We start from the raw sequence: 15,201 nt of genomic DNA on the forward strand, positions 1-15,201 counted from the left end.
TGATCCTGCCCTCAACGGTTGGAATGTCAGGTACTTTTTTATGTCAACTATACAATCTTTAATAATCATTCCGGCGTAAGCTGAACTCTTCGGCTGATCATGCCACAGCCGAAAGCCTGAGTTGCTCCAGAGAATCACCCGATTTAGGGGAGCGCATCATGGGATCCAGCCATATCACTCATCCGGACGTGCAGTCTGACGCCCAAGGAAAGCCTGCGCGAACCAGCCTCAAGGCCGAGGTGCGCGAGCTGGAGGCGGAAGTTCTTGCGCTAAAAGCGCAAATTGCGAGCTATCGGGTCGCATTCGACAACATTTCGCAGGGCGTTTGCTTCTTCGACAAGTCCCACCGACTGGTCTTTTGCAACGATCGCTACGCCGAGCTCTACCGCCTGACACTCGATCAGGTGCGCCCGGGAACGCTCCTTGCAGAGATCATTGCAGCACGGTGCGCCGTCGGAACGTCACCGGTTTCGCCGGAGGAGTATCTGCGCCTGGCCACGGAAATCAACGCCACGGAGGCGCCAACATCCAGGCTCACCGAGCTTCCCGACGGTCGCCTCATCTATATTGCGAACCGAAATCTGCCCGGCGGCGGTTGGGTTTCGACACATGAGGATGTGACGGAGGTCACGGCTGCCCGGGCCCTGGCGTCCGAGCGCATCTCGTTGCAGGTGTTGATCGACCTGGTTCCCGACTACTTGTGGGTCAAGGATGCTGACAGCCGTTTCGTCGTTGTGAACCGGGCGCTTGCGACCGATACGCACTACGCGCGCACCAGCGACATGATCGGCACCAGCGACGCGCAGCTTCACGCCCCGGAAATCGCTCAGGAGTTCCGAGCGATCGAAGTCGAGATCATGCGCAGCGGCATTCCCATGGTCGATCGGGAAGAGCTCGTCACCGATGTGGCGGGCGCCAGGAAATGGATATCCTCAACCAAGGTTCCAATTCGCAATGATCGGAACGAGGTGATCGGCCTGGTCGGTATCGCGCGCGATATCACCGCCCGACGACTCGCCTCGGCCTTGCAGGCGGGACAGATCAAGATCCTGGAAGAGATCGTTGCGAATGCGCCATTGGAGGACGTGCTGGATCAGGTGGTGCTCCTCGCGGAATCCCAGTGCCCCGGATTGTTCTGCTCGATACTCTTGCTCGACGCCGACGGCGTCACCTTGCGGCGCGGGGCGGCGCCCAGTGTTTCGGAGCCTTTCCTGGGGGCCTCGAAAGGCATATGCGTAGGGCCCTATAACGCATCCTGCGGGGCGGCCGCGCATCGGCGCGAGATGGTCGTCGTGTCCGACATTCTGAGCGACCCGCTGTGGAACGACTACCGGCAGGTGGCGAGCGCCCACGGTTTCCGCTCCTGCTGGTCCACGCCGATAATCTCGAAGAAGGGTGGGCTCCTTGGCACGTTCGCCATGTACTCGAGGTCGGTGCGCGAGCCGGTCAAGGCCGAATACCAGGTGATCGAGTTCGCCGCGCGCCTTGCCGAGATCGCGATCGAGAGATCCAAGGCCACGGGTGCCTGACGAAGCGGCTGGCCAGGACGACGGAGTCTGGTCGGCCATCCGCGCGGGTGAAATGGGAAATAGGTCGATGGAGCGGTGACGGACGGGCGCACAGGTCGTCACGCGACCGAGGTGCGCTCGATCCTTTGCCATCCGTCACAGGTGGACGTTTGCCGGTCGCCGTCTGTACAAACCATGAACGTATGGATAGCGTGCGGACATGACCACTGTCACGCGAATCATCGGCATCGATCCGGGCCTCCGGCGCACCGGCTGGGGCGTCATCGACAGCCTCGGCAACTCGGTGCGCTTCGTCGCCTCGGGTTCCGTCACCTCCGACGGCGACATGGACCTCGCCTCGCGGCTCGTCCAGATCCACGACGGGCTCGACGCGGTGCTGCACCAGTACCAACCCGACGAGGCGGCCATCGAGCAGACCTTCGTCAACAAGGACGCCGGCGCAACGCTGAAACTTGGTCAGGCGCGCGGCGTGGCGCTCCTGGCGCCGGCCCGGCGCGGCTTGCCGGTGGCCGAATATGCGCCCAACGCGGTGAAGAAGGCGATCGTCGGCGCCGGGCACGCCGAGAAGGGGCAGATCCGTGTCATGGTCAAGGTGTTGATGCCGAAGGCGACCTTCGAGAGCGACGACGCCGCCGACGCGCTGGCAATCGCCTTGACGCATGCTCATCATCGCGGTTCGGTGGTGGGCCGGCTGGCGAAACTGGCGGCCGGTTGACGAAAGCATTCTCGAGCGAGGTGAATACCGGTGCGCGTGAAGAAAGTGCGTCAACTCAATAAGATAGAGCATATCCGTGTTTCATAGAATCGCGGAGTGCTCTTGGGGAGGACAGGGGGCATGATCGGCAAGCTCAAGGGCGTGGTGGACAGCTTCGGCGACGACTGGATGATCCTCGACGTGCATGGCGTCGGCTATCAGGTCTATTGTTCGTCGCGCACCTTGCAGCGCCTGCCCAAGGCCGGCGAAGCGGCGACGCTTTCGATCGAGACCCTGGTCCGCGAGGACATGATCCGTCTCTACGGCTTCTCCAACGACATCGAGCGCGAGTGGTTTCGCCTGCTGATGACCGTGCAGGGCGTCGGCGCCAAGGTGGCGCTCGGCGTGCTCTCCGTGCTCGATCCGGGCCAGCTCGCCACCGCCATCGCCATGCGCGACCTCACCGCCATTTCGCGGGCACCGGGCGTCGGCAAGCGCGTCGCCGAGCGCATCGCCACCGAACTCAAGGACAAGGCCCCGGCCTTTGCCGACGCCGATCCCTCGGTGATCCGCGTCGCCGTCGACGTGGCCGAGGCGCGCGTCTCCGGCCCGGTGGCCGAGGCCGTATCCGCCCTGGTCAATCTTGGCTATGCACAGTTGCAGGCGGCGGCCGCCGTGCAGGCGGCGGCCAAGGCGGCCGGCAGCGAGGCGACCACCACCCAACTGATCCGTCAGGGCCTCAAGGAACTGGCGCGCTGACGGGGCGGCGATCACCGCTTCTCGATGGCACATCTTTCAGGAGGCCAGCATGGCCGATGACATCATCACAACGGGCAAGGTCGCGGTGATCACCGGCGCGGCGCGCGGCATCGGCCGGGCGGCGGCGCTGCGGCTTGCCGAAAAGGGCATGAAGCTGGTGCTGGCCGATGTCGTCGGCGGCGAACTCGCCGCCACGGCCTCGGCGGCCAAGGCGGCCGGCAGTCCCGAGGCCATCGCCGTGCCCACCGATGTGGGCGATCGCGCGGCTGTCGAGGCGCTGGCGACGGCGGCCTTCGAGCGCTTCGGCGGCGTCGATCTCCTCATGAACAATGCCGCCATCGGCGAGGGTGGCGGCGTTCTCGAGAATCCCGACAACTGGCGCAAGCTGATGGACGTCAACCTCTGGGGCGTCGTCAACGGCGTGCAGGCCTTCGTGCCCAGGATGATCGAGGCCGGCCGGCCGGGCTATGTGATCAATACAGGCTCCAAGCAGGGCATCACCACGCCGCCGGGCAACGCCGCCTACAATGCGTCGAAGGCGGCGGTGAAGGTGGTGACCGAACAGCTCGCCCACGAGCTCAGGACGCGCGGCAGCCGGCTCACCGCCCACCTCTTGATCCCCGGCTGGACCTTTACCGGGATGACCGCCTCCGATCCTGCGGCCCAAAAGCCCGATGGCGCCTGGCATGCCGTGGAAGTGGTCGACTTCATGCTGGCGGGGCTCGCCAAGGGTGACTTCTACATTCTCTGCCCGGACAACGAGACGCCGCGCCGCCTCGACGAGAAGCGCATGGCCTGGGCGATCGGCGACGTCATCTACAATCGCCCGGCGCTGTCGCGCTGGCATCCGGACTACAACGACGCCTTCGCCCGCTACATCGAGGAGTGATACCGCTTCCGTCAGGTTTCGACCTTCCTGGCGGACCCTGACGGAAGCGGAAGCGCCCGACCGGGCGCCGGCCGGTCAGGCCGAAACCCGCTTGAGCTGGATGAGTCCAGATCAAGCGGAACGGGTATGAGCGCTGCCGGCATGCATGGCAGTCCATGAGCGCCGGTGGTCGCAGTGAGTCTCGTTGAGCCTCCATGGACTCTCATGAGTCCGGGCGACCAGCGGCATCACCCTTGTCGGATTGTCAGTTGGTGAGCTTCTGATCCGTCGTCGCCAGCACTTCCACGTCGGCATTCTCGCCCGAGACGACGCTGACGATGCGCTGGAACTGACCGTCTTCATGGTTGGCGATGACGGTATAGTCACCCTCGGCCAGGATGAAGGACGGGAAGGCGCCGACGCCGGTGGTGACGAGGTCGCCAGCCTGGGTCAGGACCGACCAGCGGGTGTTGGCGATGGCCTCGCCGCCCTCGGTGCTCACCAGTTTCAAGGTGATCTTGGCGGCCTTCTCGGTCAGCGTAATGTCCGAGAGCTTGCCGGCCTTGACGTCGATATCCGCCGTCGTACGGGCATTGGCATCGCCATAGTTGGCGACGACATTGTAGGTCTGGGCCGGCAGACGGACGATCTCACCGGGGGCGATGTCCAAGGCCACTGCCTTTGGTTCGCCGTGCGAGTCCACTTCCTGGGCGAAGATGTCGAAGCTGAGGTCGTCGCCACCGAGCGGCGGCCGGTCCTTGCCGGTCACCGCGGCGAGGCGTACGCCACCGGCGTTGAGGACCACGGACTCGGCCTTTAGGCCGGTGCCCACCACGACATGCTCGGTCGTGCCGGCATAGCCGAAGCCGCAATAGATGAAATACCCGCCAGGTTTCAGGACGAAGTCAGCCGAGCCGCCATGCCGCTCGGCCACCAGCTCGCGGGTGCCGTCCGGGCCCTGCGCCTCGGCGAAGACGCGCCAGACGACGCCGGCGCCGAGCGGCGGGCCGTCGGGGGTGAGCCTTGCCACCATCGACAAGGTTGCCGCCTCGCGCGGCGCCACGGTGGCGAGCGGCTTCTGCTCAACGGCCGGGCCGGTGCTGGGCGCGTAGGGCGTCGCCGCCTCGGGCAACGGCGCCGCCGGGCCGGCTCCGGGCGGCAGGAGTTGCAGCGGACCCGATCCCGGCTGCATGAAGCCGGGCACAGCCTCCGCGCCGGGGGCACCGGCCACGCCGCCGCCAGGGGCGGTCTGCGCCAGCGCGGACGTGGCGGCCATGGCCGCCAAGACCACGACCGTGGAAATCCATCCGTTGCGCGTGCACCGCGTCATGCGTCGCCGTTTCGCTTCAGCCAAGATCGTCATGGGCGTCAGTCTTCACCGAACATCGTGTTGATTTCAAGTCCGGCGACCGGAGTATGAACCAGTCCGGCAGCAGACCTTCTGCCGGGGCGGCCGGAGCATTGCCAACATGCGCTAACTCTTTGTTTCCACCAACTTCGGCTTAAACCGGTTCCTCCTTATGCTCGAGCTGCTCTAGGTATTTCCATGGAGTCGGAATGGCGATATGCCGGTTCGGCCAACGCGAATCCTTTCGGAGCTCGTCGCCATGAACGCCACCCTCGATCTGCTGCTTACCCGCCGCTCCGTGCCGGCGCAGATGCTCGCCGCACCCGGCCCGAGCGCCGACGAGCTGCAGACGCTGCTCACCATCGCCTCGCGGGTGCCCGACCACGGCAAGCTTGCGCCCTGGCGCTTCATCGTCTTCGAGGGCGAGGCGCGGGTTGAGGCCGGGCGGCGGTTGGCGGAGATCGTCGTGGAGCGACGGCCGGAGATTTCCGAAGCGCGGCTCGACGAAGAGCGGCGGCGCTTCTCCATGGCGCCGCTGGTCATCGCGGTGGTGGGGCGGGCGGCCGAGCACGTCAAGATCCCGGTGGTCGAGCAGATCTACTCGGCCGGCGCCGTCTGTCTCAACCTGGAAATCGCCGCCCACGCCATGGGCTATGCCGCCTGCTGGCTGACCGACTGGCCGGCCTATGACGCCGAGGCGCGGGCCGCGCTCGGGCTCGCCGCAGGCGAAACCATCGTCGGCTTCATCCACATCGGCACGCCCACCATCACGCCGCTCGACCGGCCGCGCCCGGCGCTTGAAGATATCGTCAGCCGCTTCGGCGACTGATACCAAGATGCATTGAAAATGCGTCTTGGTATTCCGCTTGCCGATTTCCCATGCCACTGATGCAAATGAGAAATCGGCAATGGCTTCAATGAGCTGATGCGTCAGCATCTTCGCGAGTTGGTATCCTTATTGGGGACGGCGGACGGCCCGCAGCTTGCCGCTGCGGCCGCCGCCGCAGAAAAAGCGGTCGCGACCATCGGACTCAAGGCCGGAAATGCCGGTCCCCTCGGGCATGTCCAGCCGCTCCAGCACGTCGCCCGTCTCGGCGTCGATGTGGCGGAGTTCGCTTCCATCGTCGTCCCAGATGCCGTGCCAGAGCTCGCCGTCCACCCAGGTGACGCCGGTGACGAAGCGGTCGGACTCGATGGTGCGCAACAGTTTCCCGGTTTCCGGGTCTACCTGATGGATCTTCCGGCTGCGATACTGGCCGACCCACAGCGAGCCCTCCGCCCAGGCAAGCCCCGACGCCTCGTTGCCGCCCGGCACAGGGATGGTGGCGATCACCTCGCCGTTGCCGGGGTCGATCTTCCGGATCGTGGCGTCGGTGATCTGGAACAGATGCCGGCCGTCGTAGGCGGTTCCCGCCTGGGCCGCCACATCGAGCGTCCGCTGGATGTCGCCGCTCTCGGGGTCGAGAGCTTTCAGCGTCGCGCCCGTCGCGAACCAGACGCTGTTCCCGTCGAAGGTGACCCCGGCCACGTCCGTGACGTCGGGAAAGGGGCCATACTCGCGGATGATGTCGGCAGCGGCGCGTTTCATGGGTCTACTCCTACGGCGACAGGCTGGTGGCGGGGAGTAACAAACTTGTCGGGAAACCCGGCACGCTCGGCGCGATCCAGCGGCAGGCACGCCCCCGCCCGAAAGACTCGGCCTTGCCGGCAAGGGCCAGCTCCTCGAGGGATCGCTGTATGGTCCGGGTGCTGACGTTCAGCGCCAGCGCCAGGGCCGAACTCGACCACGCCTGGCCGTCGGCGAGCAAGGCGAGCACTTGGGCATGCTCGTCCTCAGTGGGAGGCGCCAGCACGACAACCTCATGGCCATGCGGCTCCAGCACGAAGCCTTGCCGGGTCGCGCTCACCGCCGCCAAGGGCTCCAGAGCCTCGCGCAACCGGGCGATCTCGACCCGCAGTCTCGCCCGGTGCGACTCGTCGGCATCGCGGGCTCGGAAGGCCCGCTTGATGAGGGTCTCGCGCGGCGCGTCGGCCGGCCAGGCTTCGGCAAGCGCACGGACGAGGGCCAGCAGTACCGGCCGGGTGGTGAGCGGCACCATCGCCGCTCCGGCGCGCAGGACGTTCCGGCAGGCGTCGACGATCATCGCATCCGAGGCCAGCAGCCTCTCCACCTCGTCGAGCCCCACCAGATGCTCGGTACCACCGGCGATGAGGCGCGCCGCCGGAGCCTCAAACGCCCGGATGGCCTCTTTCACCTCGACCATGAGAGCTCGGATGCCCGTCGCCACGGCGCGTTGTCTCGCCCGCTCCAGAGCGGCTCTCGCCGGACCGGTTTTGACGCGCCGGATCGACAGGCCCGCCACGACCAGGTCGCACCCCGCCGCGGACGGGCGCGACAGCGCGTCGGCGTCGATCTTTTCGAGCGCTGCCTCGGCCTCGTCGAGGCGACCGATCAGGAGAAGGCGGCGGGCTTCGAGATAGCCGGCATGGGCGGCGTTGGCCCGGTCTCCCGATGCCGCCAGTGTCGATTGCGCCGTCTTGAGCGTTTGCGAGGAATGGCTGAGGTCGCGCGAAACCAGGGCGATCTCAGCTTCGGCGACGATGCAGCGCGCCCAGGCCACGGGGTCGCCCAAGGGGGCACCTTGACCGAAGGCACGTGCCGCGCCACGCAGCAGATCCCGGGCACGGGGAAGGTCTCCGAGCTGCGCCATCGCGATGCCGCGCAGGGCGAGTGCCGGCGCGTCGTCACGCAGGGCGACCCTCTTCAGCGCCGCCAGCGGATCGCCGGTTGCCAATGCGCGTGCGGCCGCCGCGATCAACGCGTCCATCGAAATCCCGTCACACTTGTAACTCCGACCCGGCTCTCCATCCGGCATAGCCTCTTTCTACCACGGCCGCCGGAGCGGCAGTGACAGGAGGATGGGACGTGATGAGGCTCGCAGCAACCGTATCAGGCGAAGCGGCCGGCAAGGCGGCCAGCGACCGAGCCGGCTGGCTCGGCTTCGCGGCCGCGCCGACCTTCGTTGGCATGGCCTTCATATCGGCCCTCGGCGCGCCGGGGGTGTGCTCGGCCGCCTGGGCTCCCGTCAACGACATGGCCTTGATGTACCTGCTGATGGGCCTTTTCCACCTGCCGCCGTGGCTGAGGCTTTTCCCCGCCGGTTCGCGACGCCACGCCGGTCAAACCTAGTACATGTCCGGCGAACTCTGGTTCGCCAACATGCTCTAGTTCCTTGTTGTCGCTTTGTTTTTTCGGAAAACCGGTTTCCACTTTTCCGCACAATGCTCTAGGAGACTGACAATGCAGAATGCCGTTGTTTCTCGCGAGGCCTGGCTGTCCGCCCGGCTGGACCTCCTCAAGGCCGAGAAGGAGCTGACCCGCCGTCGTGACGAGGTCGCCCGGCAGAGGCTCGCCCTGCCGTGGGTGCGGATCGACAAGGACTACACCTTCGACACGCCGGACGGCCCGCGCAAGCTCGCCGACCTCTTCGACGACCGATCCCAGCTTCTGGTGCAGCATTTCATGTTCGCGCCGGGCTGGAAGCAGGGCTGCCGGAGCTGCTCCTTCATGGCCGACCATACGGACGGCATGAACCGGCATCTCGTCCATCACGACGTCACCATGATCGCCGTCTCGCGGGCGCCGCTCGAGGAAATCGAGCGCTTTCGCCGTCGCATGGGTTGGCAGTTCCCCTGGGTGTCCTCGAACGGCAGCTCGTTCAATTATGATTTCCGCGTCAGCTTCACGCCTGAGGAGATCGCCAGCGGCCGCGTCGACTACAACTTCGGTGAGTGGCAGATGACCGGAGAGGAGTGGCCGGGCGTCAGCGCCTTCTTCAAGGACGAGGCCGGCGACGTCTTTCACACCTATTCCACCTATGGCCGCGGGGTCGAAGTGATAATGGGCACCTATGCCATGCTCGACATTGCGCCGAAGGGCCGCAACGAGGCCGAGGGGATGGACTGGGTGCGCCACCACGACCGCTACGAGCCGGTCGCCTGAAGCGAAACCTGCTGGCGCTGAGGCAACAAAAAACGCCACGGGGTGTGTCCCGCGGCGTGTCCTGGGTTGTTCGGCAATCAGACCCGGGTGGCGGCACCCGCCAGGGCCGAGAAGCGCGGCGCTGCCTGCGGGATGGCGGCGGCCGGAACGTAGAGGCCGCGCCGGTCGGGGGCCGGCTTGAAGGCGTCGGTGAGGCCGACCACCGTCTCGGCGGCGCCCAGCACCAGATAGCCGTCCGGCGCCATGATCTTGGAGATGCGGCCGAGGATGTCCACCTTGGTCGCCTGATCGAAGTAGATCAGCACGTTGCGGCAGAAGACGATGTCGAACTGTCCGAAGCTTGCGAAGCTGTCGAGCAGGTTGAACTTCCGCCACTGCACCATGGCCCGCAGTTCCGGCGCGATGGTCCAGCTTTCGCCCTGCTGGGTGAAATACTTGAGCAGCAACTGGATCGGCAGGCCGCGCTGCACCTCGAACTGGGTGTAGGTGCCGGCCTTGGCGCGGTCCAGCACCTCGTTGGAGATGTCGGTGCCCAGGATCTCGATCCGCCAGCCGACGAGCTGCCGCTCCATCTCCTTGAGGCACATGGCGAGCGTGTAGGGCTCCTGGCCGGTGGAGGCGGCGGCGCACCAGATGCGGATCTTCTTGCTGGAGGCGCGCGACTTCAGGAGCTCGGGCATCATCATCTGGGTGAAGTGCTCGAAGGGCGTCTTGTCGCGGTAGAAGAAGCTCTCGTTGGTGGTCATCGCCTCGACGACGGACTCGGCGAGTGCGGTTTCGCGCGGCTCCTTGAGCTTGGCAACCAGGGCGGCGATCGACTGCAGGCCGGCCTTGCGGGCCACCGGCAGCAGACGGCTTTCGATGAGATACTGCTTTTCGTTCGACAGGACGAGGCCGGAGCGGCTCTTCAGGAACTGGCGCAGGTAGTCGTATTCCGCCGGATTCATGGACGGCCTCCGAGCAGGATCTTGGACACCTTCCGCCCGATTTCGGTGAGCGGAAGAACGTCGGAACACATTCCGGTGTGGGCGGCGGCGCCGGGCATGCCCCAGACCACCGACGTCTCCTCGTCCTGCGCGATGGCGCTGCCGCCGATCTCGCCGATCTTGCGCACGCCTTCGGCGCCGTCGGACCCCATGCCGGTCAGCACGACGGCCAGCGTCGCGGTGCCGTAGATTTCGGCCACCGACTTGAACAGCGGATCGACGGCCGGCTTGCAGAAGTTGACCGGCGGCGCGTCGGAGAGCTTGACCGTCACGTCATTGCCGTTCTTGAGAAGCAGCATGTGCTTGCCGCCGGGTGCCACGTAGATGTGGCCGGGCTGGATCACCTCGCCGTCACGGCCTTCGCTGGCCGGACGGCCGGCCGCCTTGGTGATGTGCTCGGCCAGGATGGCGGTAAAGGTCGGCGGCATGTGCTGGGTGATCACCACCGGCACCATGCCGATGGACGAGCCGATTTCGCCGAATAGCGTGTTGAGGGCCTGCGGGCCGCCGGTCGACGAACCGATGGCCAGGATGCGCGGCCGCACCGAGGAATAGGGACGAATGGTGAAGCTCGCGGGACGTGAGGCGCGCAGCGCACTGGGGGCGGCGGGCGCGTTGGACTGCATCGCGCTGGTCAGCGACCGCGCCATCGGCCGGCTGCCGAGAGGGCTTCCCGACAGGCCGCGATTCTTGGCGCGCTGACCGAGATTGATGACCTTCTCGACGAGTTCGCGGCGGAAGTCGGCCGATGTGGTGACGCCGGAGTTGGATTCGGGCTTCGGCACGTAATCGGCGGCGCCGAGCGACAGGGCCTTCAGCGAGATCTCGGCATTGCGGCGGGTCAGCGTCGAGGCGACGATGACGACGAGGTTCTTCTTCTTCTCGACGAGCAGCGGCAGGGCGGTGAGCCCGTCCATGTCGGGCATTTCGATGTCGAGGATCACGACATCGGGGTTGGACCTCAGAACGTCGTCGACGGCGAGGCGGCCGTTGCGATGGCTGGCCACCACGGCGACGCGGGGTTCCTCGTCGAGCCAGCGGCCGACCAGGCCGCGAATAACCACGGAATCATCGACGACCATGACGCGGATGGGGTCGGTGACGGCTCCGGAAGATGAAGGCGCGCGTACGATGGCCGACATTAAATCGGTCTCCAGTTTCGCATCGATCTATGAACCGTCAGAGAAGCCCAACTTCCTGGAACTTGGCCTCGACAATTTCCCGATCAAAGGGCTTCATGATGTATTCGTTGGCGCCGGCGCGGATGGCGCGGGCGATGTGCCCGACGTCGTTCTCCGTCGTGCAGAACACCACCTTGGGCGTGTCGCCGCCATCCAGCTTCCTGAGCTGGGCCAGGAACTCCAGGCCATCCATGACCGGCATGTTCCAGTCGAGCAGGATGGCGTCCGGCATGGTTTCCTGACACTTCTCGAGAGCCTGCTGGCCATCCTCGGCCTCGAGAATGGTGAAGGACAGGTCCTCGAGAATGCGCCGGGCCACCTTGCGGATGACGCTCGAGTCGTCGACCACGAGACAGGTCTTCATTGTTTCACTCCTCACGGCGGTGACGCCGGCTTGCTAGGTTCGTCGCGTCAGGCGGCCATGTCGCCCTGCATGCGGCCGAGCACGCGCTCGACGTCGAGGATGACCATCAACTGTCCCGACAGGCGGTGGACACCGCCGGAGATCTCGGCCCAGCGGCCATCGAGGTTGGCCGGGTTGGCCTCGCGGCCGGCAGCGTCGAGGTTCAGCACTTCGCCGACCTCGTCGATGATGAGGCCGTAGGATTCGCCGCGATACTCGATGCCGACGGCCATGATGCCGTGGTTGCCCTCGCGCTGCGGCAGGCCGAGGCGGCGGCGCATGTTGATCGCCGTCACGATGCGGCCGCGCAGGTTGAGCACGCCGGCCACTTCCGGCGCCGACAGCGGCACGCGCGTCATGCTCTCGGGCACGAAGACGTCATGCACCTTGTGGATGGGCAGGCCGAACAACTGGCCGCCGATGAACACGGTCACATACTGGATCTGGCCGGAGTGGCTGTCGTTGGCGGCAGCGCCCGGGGTATGGCTGGTGGCGGTCATGCTGCAATCCCATAGTCAGCGCTGGTGATTTCCTTCAGGGCGGCGATCAGGCCCGGACGGTCGAACTTGGCGACATATTCGTCGAAGCCGGACTGGCGGCCGCGCTCGATCGAGGCCGGCGTGCAGAGCGCCGACAGGGCGATGATCGGCGTGCGGCGGAAGCGGGCGTCGCGACGCAGCATCTCGGCGAACTCGAAGCCGTTGACCACGGGCATCTCGATGTCGGAGACGATGACGTCGAAGGCGGCGCCTTCTCCGAGCAGGCGCATGGCCTCGGTGGCCGAAGCGCAAATCGTCACGTCGAAGCCGGCGGCCTTCATCACCGGGCCCAGCATGTTGCGGAAGAAGGCGCTGTCGTCGATGAACAGCAGCTTGCGCGTCAGGGCGGCCGACGAGATTTCCTTGCGCTTGAACCAGTCCTCGAAGGCGAGCGGCAGGTAGTGGCCGATGTCGAGGATTTCGGTGGCCTTGCCCTTGATCACCGCCGAACCGAGCACGCCCGGCACGTCGGAGCCGACCTGGATGTTGAGCGACTCCTCGACGATGTCGACGATTTCGTCGACGACGAGACCCATCGAGCGGCCGGCATCGGAGAAGACCAGCATCGGCTGGGTGCCTTCCTCGCGGCGGCGCACGTCGTAGTTCGGATAGACCAGCGGCATCAGCGAGCCGCGGTACTGCACGAGGTCGCGGCCGTTGGAATGCTCGATCTTCTCGATCTCGAACTCCTCGAGGCGGGTGACCAGCGACAGCGGCACCGCCTTGGGCTCGGGAGAGCCGGCGCGGAACAGCAGCATGGAGATCTTGGCGTCGTTGTCGACACCGCGGGCGGCGTCGGCGTCGGTGTGGCTGTCGAGCGTGTCGGTGGCGACGGCCGTGCCGATGGCGCTGGCGACGCCATTGGGATCGACGATCATGATCACTGAGCCGTCACCGAGGATGGTGTTGCCGGAGAACATGGTGATGTGGCGCAGCATCTTCGACATCGGCTTGACGACGATTTCCTCCGTATGGAAGACGCCGTCGACCACCAGACCGAAGGTGACGTTGCCGACCTGCATGACGACGATGAAGCCTTCATCCTCGCTCTTCTCGGCCGAAACCTCGACCTTGAGGAGGCCGGCCAGCGGCACCAGCGGCAACAGCTTGTTGCGCAGGCGGAGGACCGGGGTGTCCTTGATGCGCTCGATGCGGTGCTCGGAGTTGTTCTGCACCCGCACCAGTTCGACGACGCTGAGCTGCGGGATGGCGAAGCGGTCGCCGCAGCTCTCGACGATCAGCGTCGAGACGATGGCCAGAGTCAGCGGGATCTTGATGGTGAAGGTGGTGCCCTTGCCCTGCACCGACTTCAGATCGACGGTGCCGCCGATGGTCTCGATGTTGGTGCGGACGACGTCCATGCCGACGCCGCGGCCGGACACCGACGTCACCTTGGCGGCGGTCGAGAAGCCGGGGGCGAAGATATACTTGTAGATCTGGCCTTCGCTCATCTTCTCGAGCTCGGCCTCGCTGGCGAGACCGTTCTCGACGATCTTCTGCTTGATGCGGTCGAGGTTGAGGCCACGGCCGTCGTCGGCGATCTCGATGATGATGTGGCCGCCCTCGTGATAGGCGGCGAGGCGGATGGTGCCCTTCTCGGTCTTGCCGGACTTGCGGCGGTCCTCGGGACGCTCGAGGCCATGGTCGGCTGAGTTGCGGACCATGTGGGTGAGCGGGTCCTTGATCAGTTCCAGCACCTGGCGGTCGAGCTCGGTGTCGGCGCCGATCATCTCGAGTTCGATCTGCTTGCCGAGTTCCTGGGCGAGGTCGCGCACGATGCGCGGCAGCTTCTGCCAGGCGTTGCCGATCGGCTGCATGCGCGTCTTCATGACGCCTTCCTGCAGTTCGGCGGTAACGTTGGAAAGGCGCTGCAGCGGCACCTTGAACTCGCTGTCCTCATGACGGCGGACGATTTCCAGAAGCTGGTTGCGGGTCAGCACCAGCTCGGAGACCATGGTCATCAGATGTTCGAGCGTCTCGACGTTGACGCGGATCGACTGGCTCGACACCGAACCCTTTTCGCTCTTGGCCTCGGCTTCGGCTTCGCCATCCTCGGCGGACGCCTTGCCCTTGCCCGGCTTCTCGTCCGGGGCGGCCTGCTTCATGCGCGCCTCGATCTCGGCGGCGACGCGGGCAAAGTCGATGCCGGCGGGGGCGGGGGCCGACGCTTCGTCGGCTGCGGCCGGCTCGTCGGCGATTTCCACCTCGACGGCGGTCTCGCGGAAGGCGCGTTCCAGCTCGTCGAGCGACACTTCGCCGGGGCGCAGCTCGCGCTCCAGCACCTGGGCGACCAGCGTGCCGGCGGTCTCCTTCTTTTCCTTCTTGGGCGGCTCCTTGCGGGGCGCCGCCTCGGCCATCGACATGGCCTCAAGCTGCGAGATCAGGTCGCGATCCTCGCCCTTGGGCTCTTCGCCTTCGGCGGCCTCGAGCTCGGCCAGGATGCCCTTGATGCGGTCGATCGTCTGCAGGACGAGGCTGACCGCCTCCTCGGTGACGGCGGTGCCCTCGCGGAACTTGCCCATCAGCGTCTCGGCGGCGTGGGCCAGCGCCTCGAGGCGCGGCAGGCCGAGGAAACCGCAGGTTCCCTTGATCGTGTGAACGAGGCGGAAAATGTTGTCGAGAATGCGGGCGTTGTTCGGCTCCTGCTCGAACTTCACCAATTCCACGTCTACCGTATCGAGCGACTCGTTTGTCTCGGTGAGGAATTCACGCAAAAGGTCGTCCATACTTCACCCCCAGGGAAGGCCGAACCGGAGGCGCCGCATCCTTCTGGGGCGCTCGCTCTACCAGCCGCTTTGGGGTGAAGTGTCCCGTCAAACTGTTAATATTGATTGAAGTCTGGGCTTCAAACCTTTGTTTGCCGCGCACATGTCGAGACGCGTCGACAGTCG

General features: G+C 65.8%; 15 protein-coding genes. 7 read left to right on the forward strand and 8 right to left on the reverse strand.

The window, feature by feature from the left end; translation table 11 throughout:
* The first annotated feature begins 158 nt into the window (after window positions 1-158).
* The 4 genes from CXZ10_RS15495 (at window position 159) to CXZ10_RS15510 (ending at window position 3,871) form a co-directional block, all read left to right on the forward strand.
* Window positions 159-1,529, forward strand: a complete 1,371-nt coding sequence (locus CXZ10_RS15495; protein ID WP_101290267.1) for a histidine kinase N-terminal domain-containing protein — start codon at window positions 159-161, stop codon at window positions 1,527-1,529.
* Window positions 1,530-1,728: 199 nt separating this feature from the next.
* Window positions 1,729-2,244 (forward strand): crossover junction endodeoxyribonuclease RuvC, encoded by a 516-nt coding sequence (gene ruvC / locus CXZ10_RS15500; protein WP_101290268.1) that lies wholly within the window; start codon window positions 1,729-1,731, stop codon window positions 2,242-2,244.
* A 120-nt stretch (window positions 2,245-2,364) separates the two neighbouring features.
* Window positions 2,365-2,982, forward strand: a complete 618-nt coding sequence (ruvA, locus tag CXZ10_RS15505) for a Holliday junction branch migration protein RuvA (RefSeq protein WP_101290269.1) — start codon at window positions 2,365-2,367, stop codon at window positions 2,980-2,982.
* Window positions 2,983-3,031: 49 nt separating this feature from the next.
* Window positions 3,032-3,871, forward strand: coding sequence for an SDR family NAD(P)-dependent oxidoreductase (locus CXZ10_RS15510; RefSeq protein WP_101290270.1), 840 nt, complete (start codon window positions 3,032-3,034; stop codon window positions 3,869-3,871).
* Between the two features lie 244 nt (window positions 3,872-4,115).
* Here the strand turns inward: CXZ10_RS15510 and CXZ10_RS15515 are convergent, their stop codons facing one another.
* Window positions 4,116-5,126 (reverse strand): hypothetical protein, encoded by a 1,011-nt coding sequence (locus CXZ10_RS15515; protein ID WP_143741543.1) that lies wholly within the window; start codon window positions 5,124-5,126, stop codon window positions 4,116-4,118.
* A 331-nt stretch (window positions 5,127-5,457) separates the two neighbouring features.
* Between CXZ10_RS15515 and CXZ10_RS15520 the strand changes: the two genes are divergently transcribed.
* Window positions 5,458-6,027 (forward strand): nitroreductase family protein, encoded by a 570-nt coding sequence (locus tag CXZ10_RS15520; protein WP_101290359.1) that lies wholly within the window; start codon window positions 5,458-5,460, stop codon window positions 6,025-6,027.
* A gap of 126 nt (window positions 6,028-6,153) precedes the next feature.
* On the opposite strand, the gene CXZ10_RS15525 is transcribed toward CXZ10_RS15520, so the two are convergent.
* Window positions 6,154-6,786 carry an NHL repeat-containing protein gene (locus CXZ10_RS15525; RefSeq protein ID WP_101290272.1) on the reverse strand — a complete coding sequence of 211 codons (633 nt, stop codon included), beginning with the start codon at window positions 6,784-6,786 and terminating at the stop codon, window positions 6,154-6,156.
* Window positions 6,787-6,796: 10 nt separating this feature from the next.
* Window positions 6,797-8,026 (reverse strand): HTH domain-containing protein, encoded by a 1,230-nt coding sequence (locus tag CXZ10_RS15530; protein WP_101290273.1) that lies wholly within the window; start codon window positions 8,024-8,026, stop codon window positions 6,797-6,799.
* Window positions 8,027-8,127: 101 nt separating this feature from the next.
* Between CXZ10_RS15530 and CXZ10_RS15535 the strand changes: the two genes are divergently transcribed.
* Window positions 8,128-8,388 (forward strand): hypothetical protein, encoded by a 261-nt coding sequence (locus CXZ10_RS15535; protein WP_101290274.1) that lies wholly within the window; start codon window positions 8,128-8,130, stop codon window positions 8,386-8,388.
* Window positions 8,389-8,499: 111 nt separating this feature from the next.
* On the forward strand, window positions 8,500-9,201 hold the full coding sequence (locus tag CXZ10_RS15540; protein ID WP_101290275.1) for a DUF899 domain-containing protein: 702 nt from the start codon (window positions 8,500-8,502) through the stop codon (window positions 9,199-9,201).
* Window positions 9,202-9,278: 77 nt separating this feature from the next.
* Here CXZ10_RS15540 and CXZ10_RS15545 read toward each other — a convergent pair whose 3' ends face one another.
* The 5 genes from CXZ10_RS15545 to CXZ10_RS15565 are packed head-to-tail and all read right to left on the reverse strand — an operon-like array spanning window position 9,279 to window position 15,036.
* Window positions 9,279-10,148, reverse strand: coding sequence for a CheR family methyltransferase (locus CXZ10_RS15545; RefSeq protein WP_101290276.1), 870 nt, complete (start codon window positions 10,146-10,148; stop codon window positions 9,279-9,281).
* Window positions 10,145-11,329 (reverse strand): protein-glutamate methylesterase/protein-glutamine glutaminase, encoded by a 1,185-nt coding sequence (locus CXZ10_RS15550; protein ID WP_244617276.1) that lies wholly within the window; start codon window positions 11,327-11,329, stop codon window positions 10,145-10,147. The genes CXZ10_RS15545 and CXZ10_RS15550 overlap by 4 nt, the downstream gene beginning before the upstream one ends.
* Before the next feature lie 37 nt (window positions 11,330-11,366).
* Window positions 11,367-11,732 carry a response regulator gene (locus CXZ10_RS15555; protein ID WP_101290277.1) on the reverse strand — a complete coding sequence of 122 codons (366 nt, stop codon included), beginning with the start codon at window positions 11,730-11,732 and terminating at the stop codon, window positions 11,367-11,369.
* Between the two features lie 47 nt (window positions 11,733-11,779).
* On the reverse strand, window positions 11,780-12,271 hold the full coding sequence (locus tag CXZ10_RS15560; protein WP_101290278.1) for a chemotaxis protein CheW: 492 nt from the start codon (window positions 12,269-12,271) through the stop codon (window positions 11,780-11,782).
* Entirely contained in the window at window positions 12,268-15,036 is a 2,769-nt protein-coding gene (locus tag CXZ10_RS15565; protein ID WP_101290279.1) for a hybrid sensor histidine kinase/response regulator, read from the reverse strand. Before CXZ10_RS15565 ends, CXZ10_RS15560 begins: the two co-directional genes overlap by 4 nt.
* Between the last annotated feature and the right edge of the window lie 165 nt (window positions 15,037-15,201).

Source organism: Pleomorphomonas diazotrophica, from assembly GCF_002844595.1.
Classification (GTDB): Bacteria; Pseudomonadota; Alphaproteobacteria; order Rhizobiales; family Pleomorphomonadaceae; genus Pleomorphomonas; species Pleomorphomonas diazotrophica.

What these genes read in the sequence shown, in the direction of transcription:
- CXZ10_RS15545 (WP_101290276.1), bottom strand. Translation starts at nt 10,148, where the DNA reads ATGAATCCGGCGGAATACGACTACCTGCGCCAGTTCCTGAAGAGCCGC.
- CXZ10_RS15550 (WP_244617276.1), bottom strand. Translation starts at nt 11,329, where the DNA reads ATGTCGGCCATCGTACGCGCGCCTTCATCTTCCGGAGCCGTCACCGAC.
- CXZ10_RS15515 (WP_143741543.1), bottom strand. Translation starts at nt 5,126, where the DNA reads ATGGCCGCCACGTCCGCGCTGGCGCAGACCGCCCCTGGCGGCGGCGTG.
- CXZ10_RS15520 (WP_101290359.1), top strand. Translation starts at nt 5,458, where the DNA reads ATGAACGCCACCCTCGATCTGCTGCTTACCCGCCGCTCCGTGCCGGCG.
- ruvC (WP_101290268.1), top strand. Translation starts at nt 1,729, where the DNA reads ATGACCACTGTCACGCGAATCATCGGCATCGATCCGGGCCTCCGGCGC.
- CXZ10_RS15510 (WP_101290270.1), top strand. Translation starts at nt 3,032, where the DNA reads ATGGCCGATGACATCATCACAACGGGCAAGGTCGCGGTGATCACCGGC.
- CXZ10_RS15525 (WP_101290272.1), bottom strand. Translation starts at nt 6,786, where the DNA reads ATGAAACGCGCCGCTGCCGACATCATCCGCGAGTATGGCCCCTTTCCC.
- ruvA (WP_101290269.1), top strand. Translation starts at nt 2,365, where the DNA reads ATGATCGGCAAGCTCAAGGGCGTGGTGGACAGCTTCGGCGACGACTGG.
- CXZ10_RS15535 (WP_101290274.1), top strand. Translation starts at nt 8,128, where the DNA reads ATGAGGCTCGCAGCAACCGTATCAGGCGAAGCGGCCGGCAAGGCGGCC.
- CXZ10_RS15560 (WP_101290278.1), bottom strand. Translation starts at nt 12,271, where the DNA reads ATGACCGCCACCAGCCATACCCCGGGCGCTGCCGCCAACGACAGCCAC.
- CXZ10_RS15565 (WP_101290279.1), bottom strand. Translation starts at nt 15,036, where the DNA reads ATGGACGACCTTTTGCGTGAATTCCTCACCGAGACAAACGAGTCGCTC.
- CXZ10_RS15555 (WP_101290277.1), bottom strand. Translation starts at nt 11,732, where the DNA reads ATGAAGACCTGTCTCGTGGTCGACGACTCGAGCGTCATCCGCAAGGTG.
- CXZ10_RS15530 (WP_101290273.1), bottom strand. Translation starts at nt 8,026, where the DNA reads ATGGACGCGTTGATCGCGGCGGCCGCACGCGCATTGGCAACCGGCGAT.
- CXZ10_RS15540 (WP_101290275.1), top strand. Translation starts at nt 8,500, where the DNA reads ATGCAGAATGCCGTTGTTTCTCGCGAGGCCTGGCTGTCCGCCCGGCTG.
- CXZ10_RS15495 (WP_101290267.1), top strand. Translation starts at nt 159, where the DNA reads ATGGGATCCAGCCATATCACTCATCCGGACGTGCAGTCTGACGCCCAA.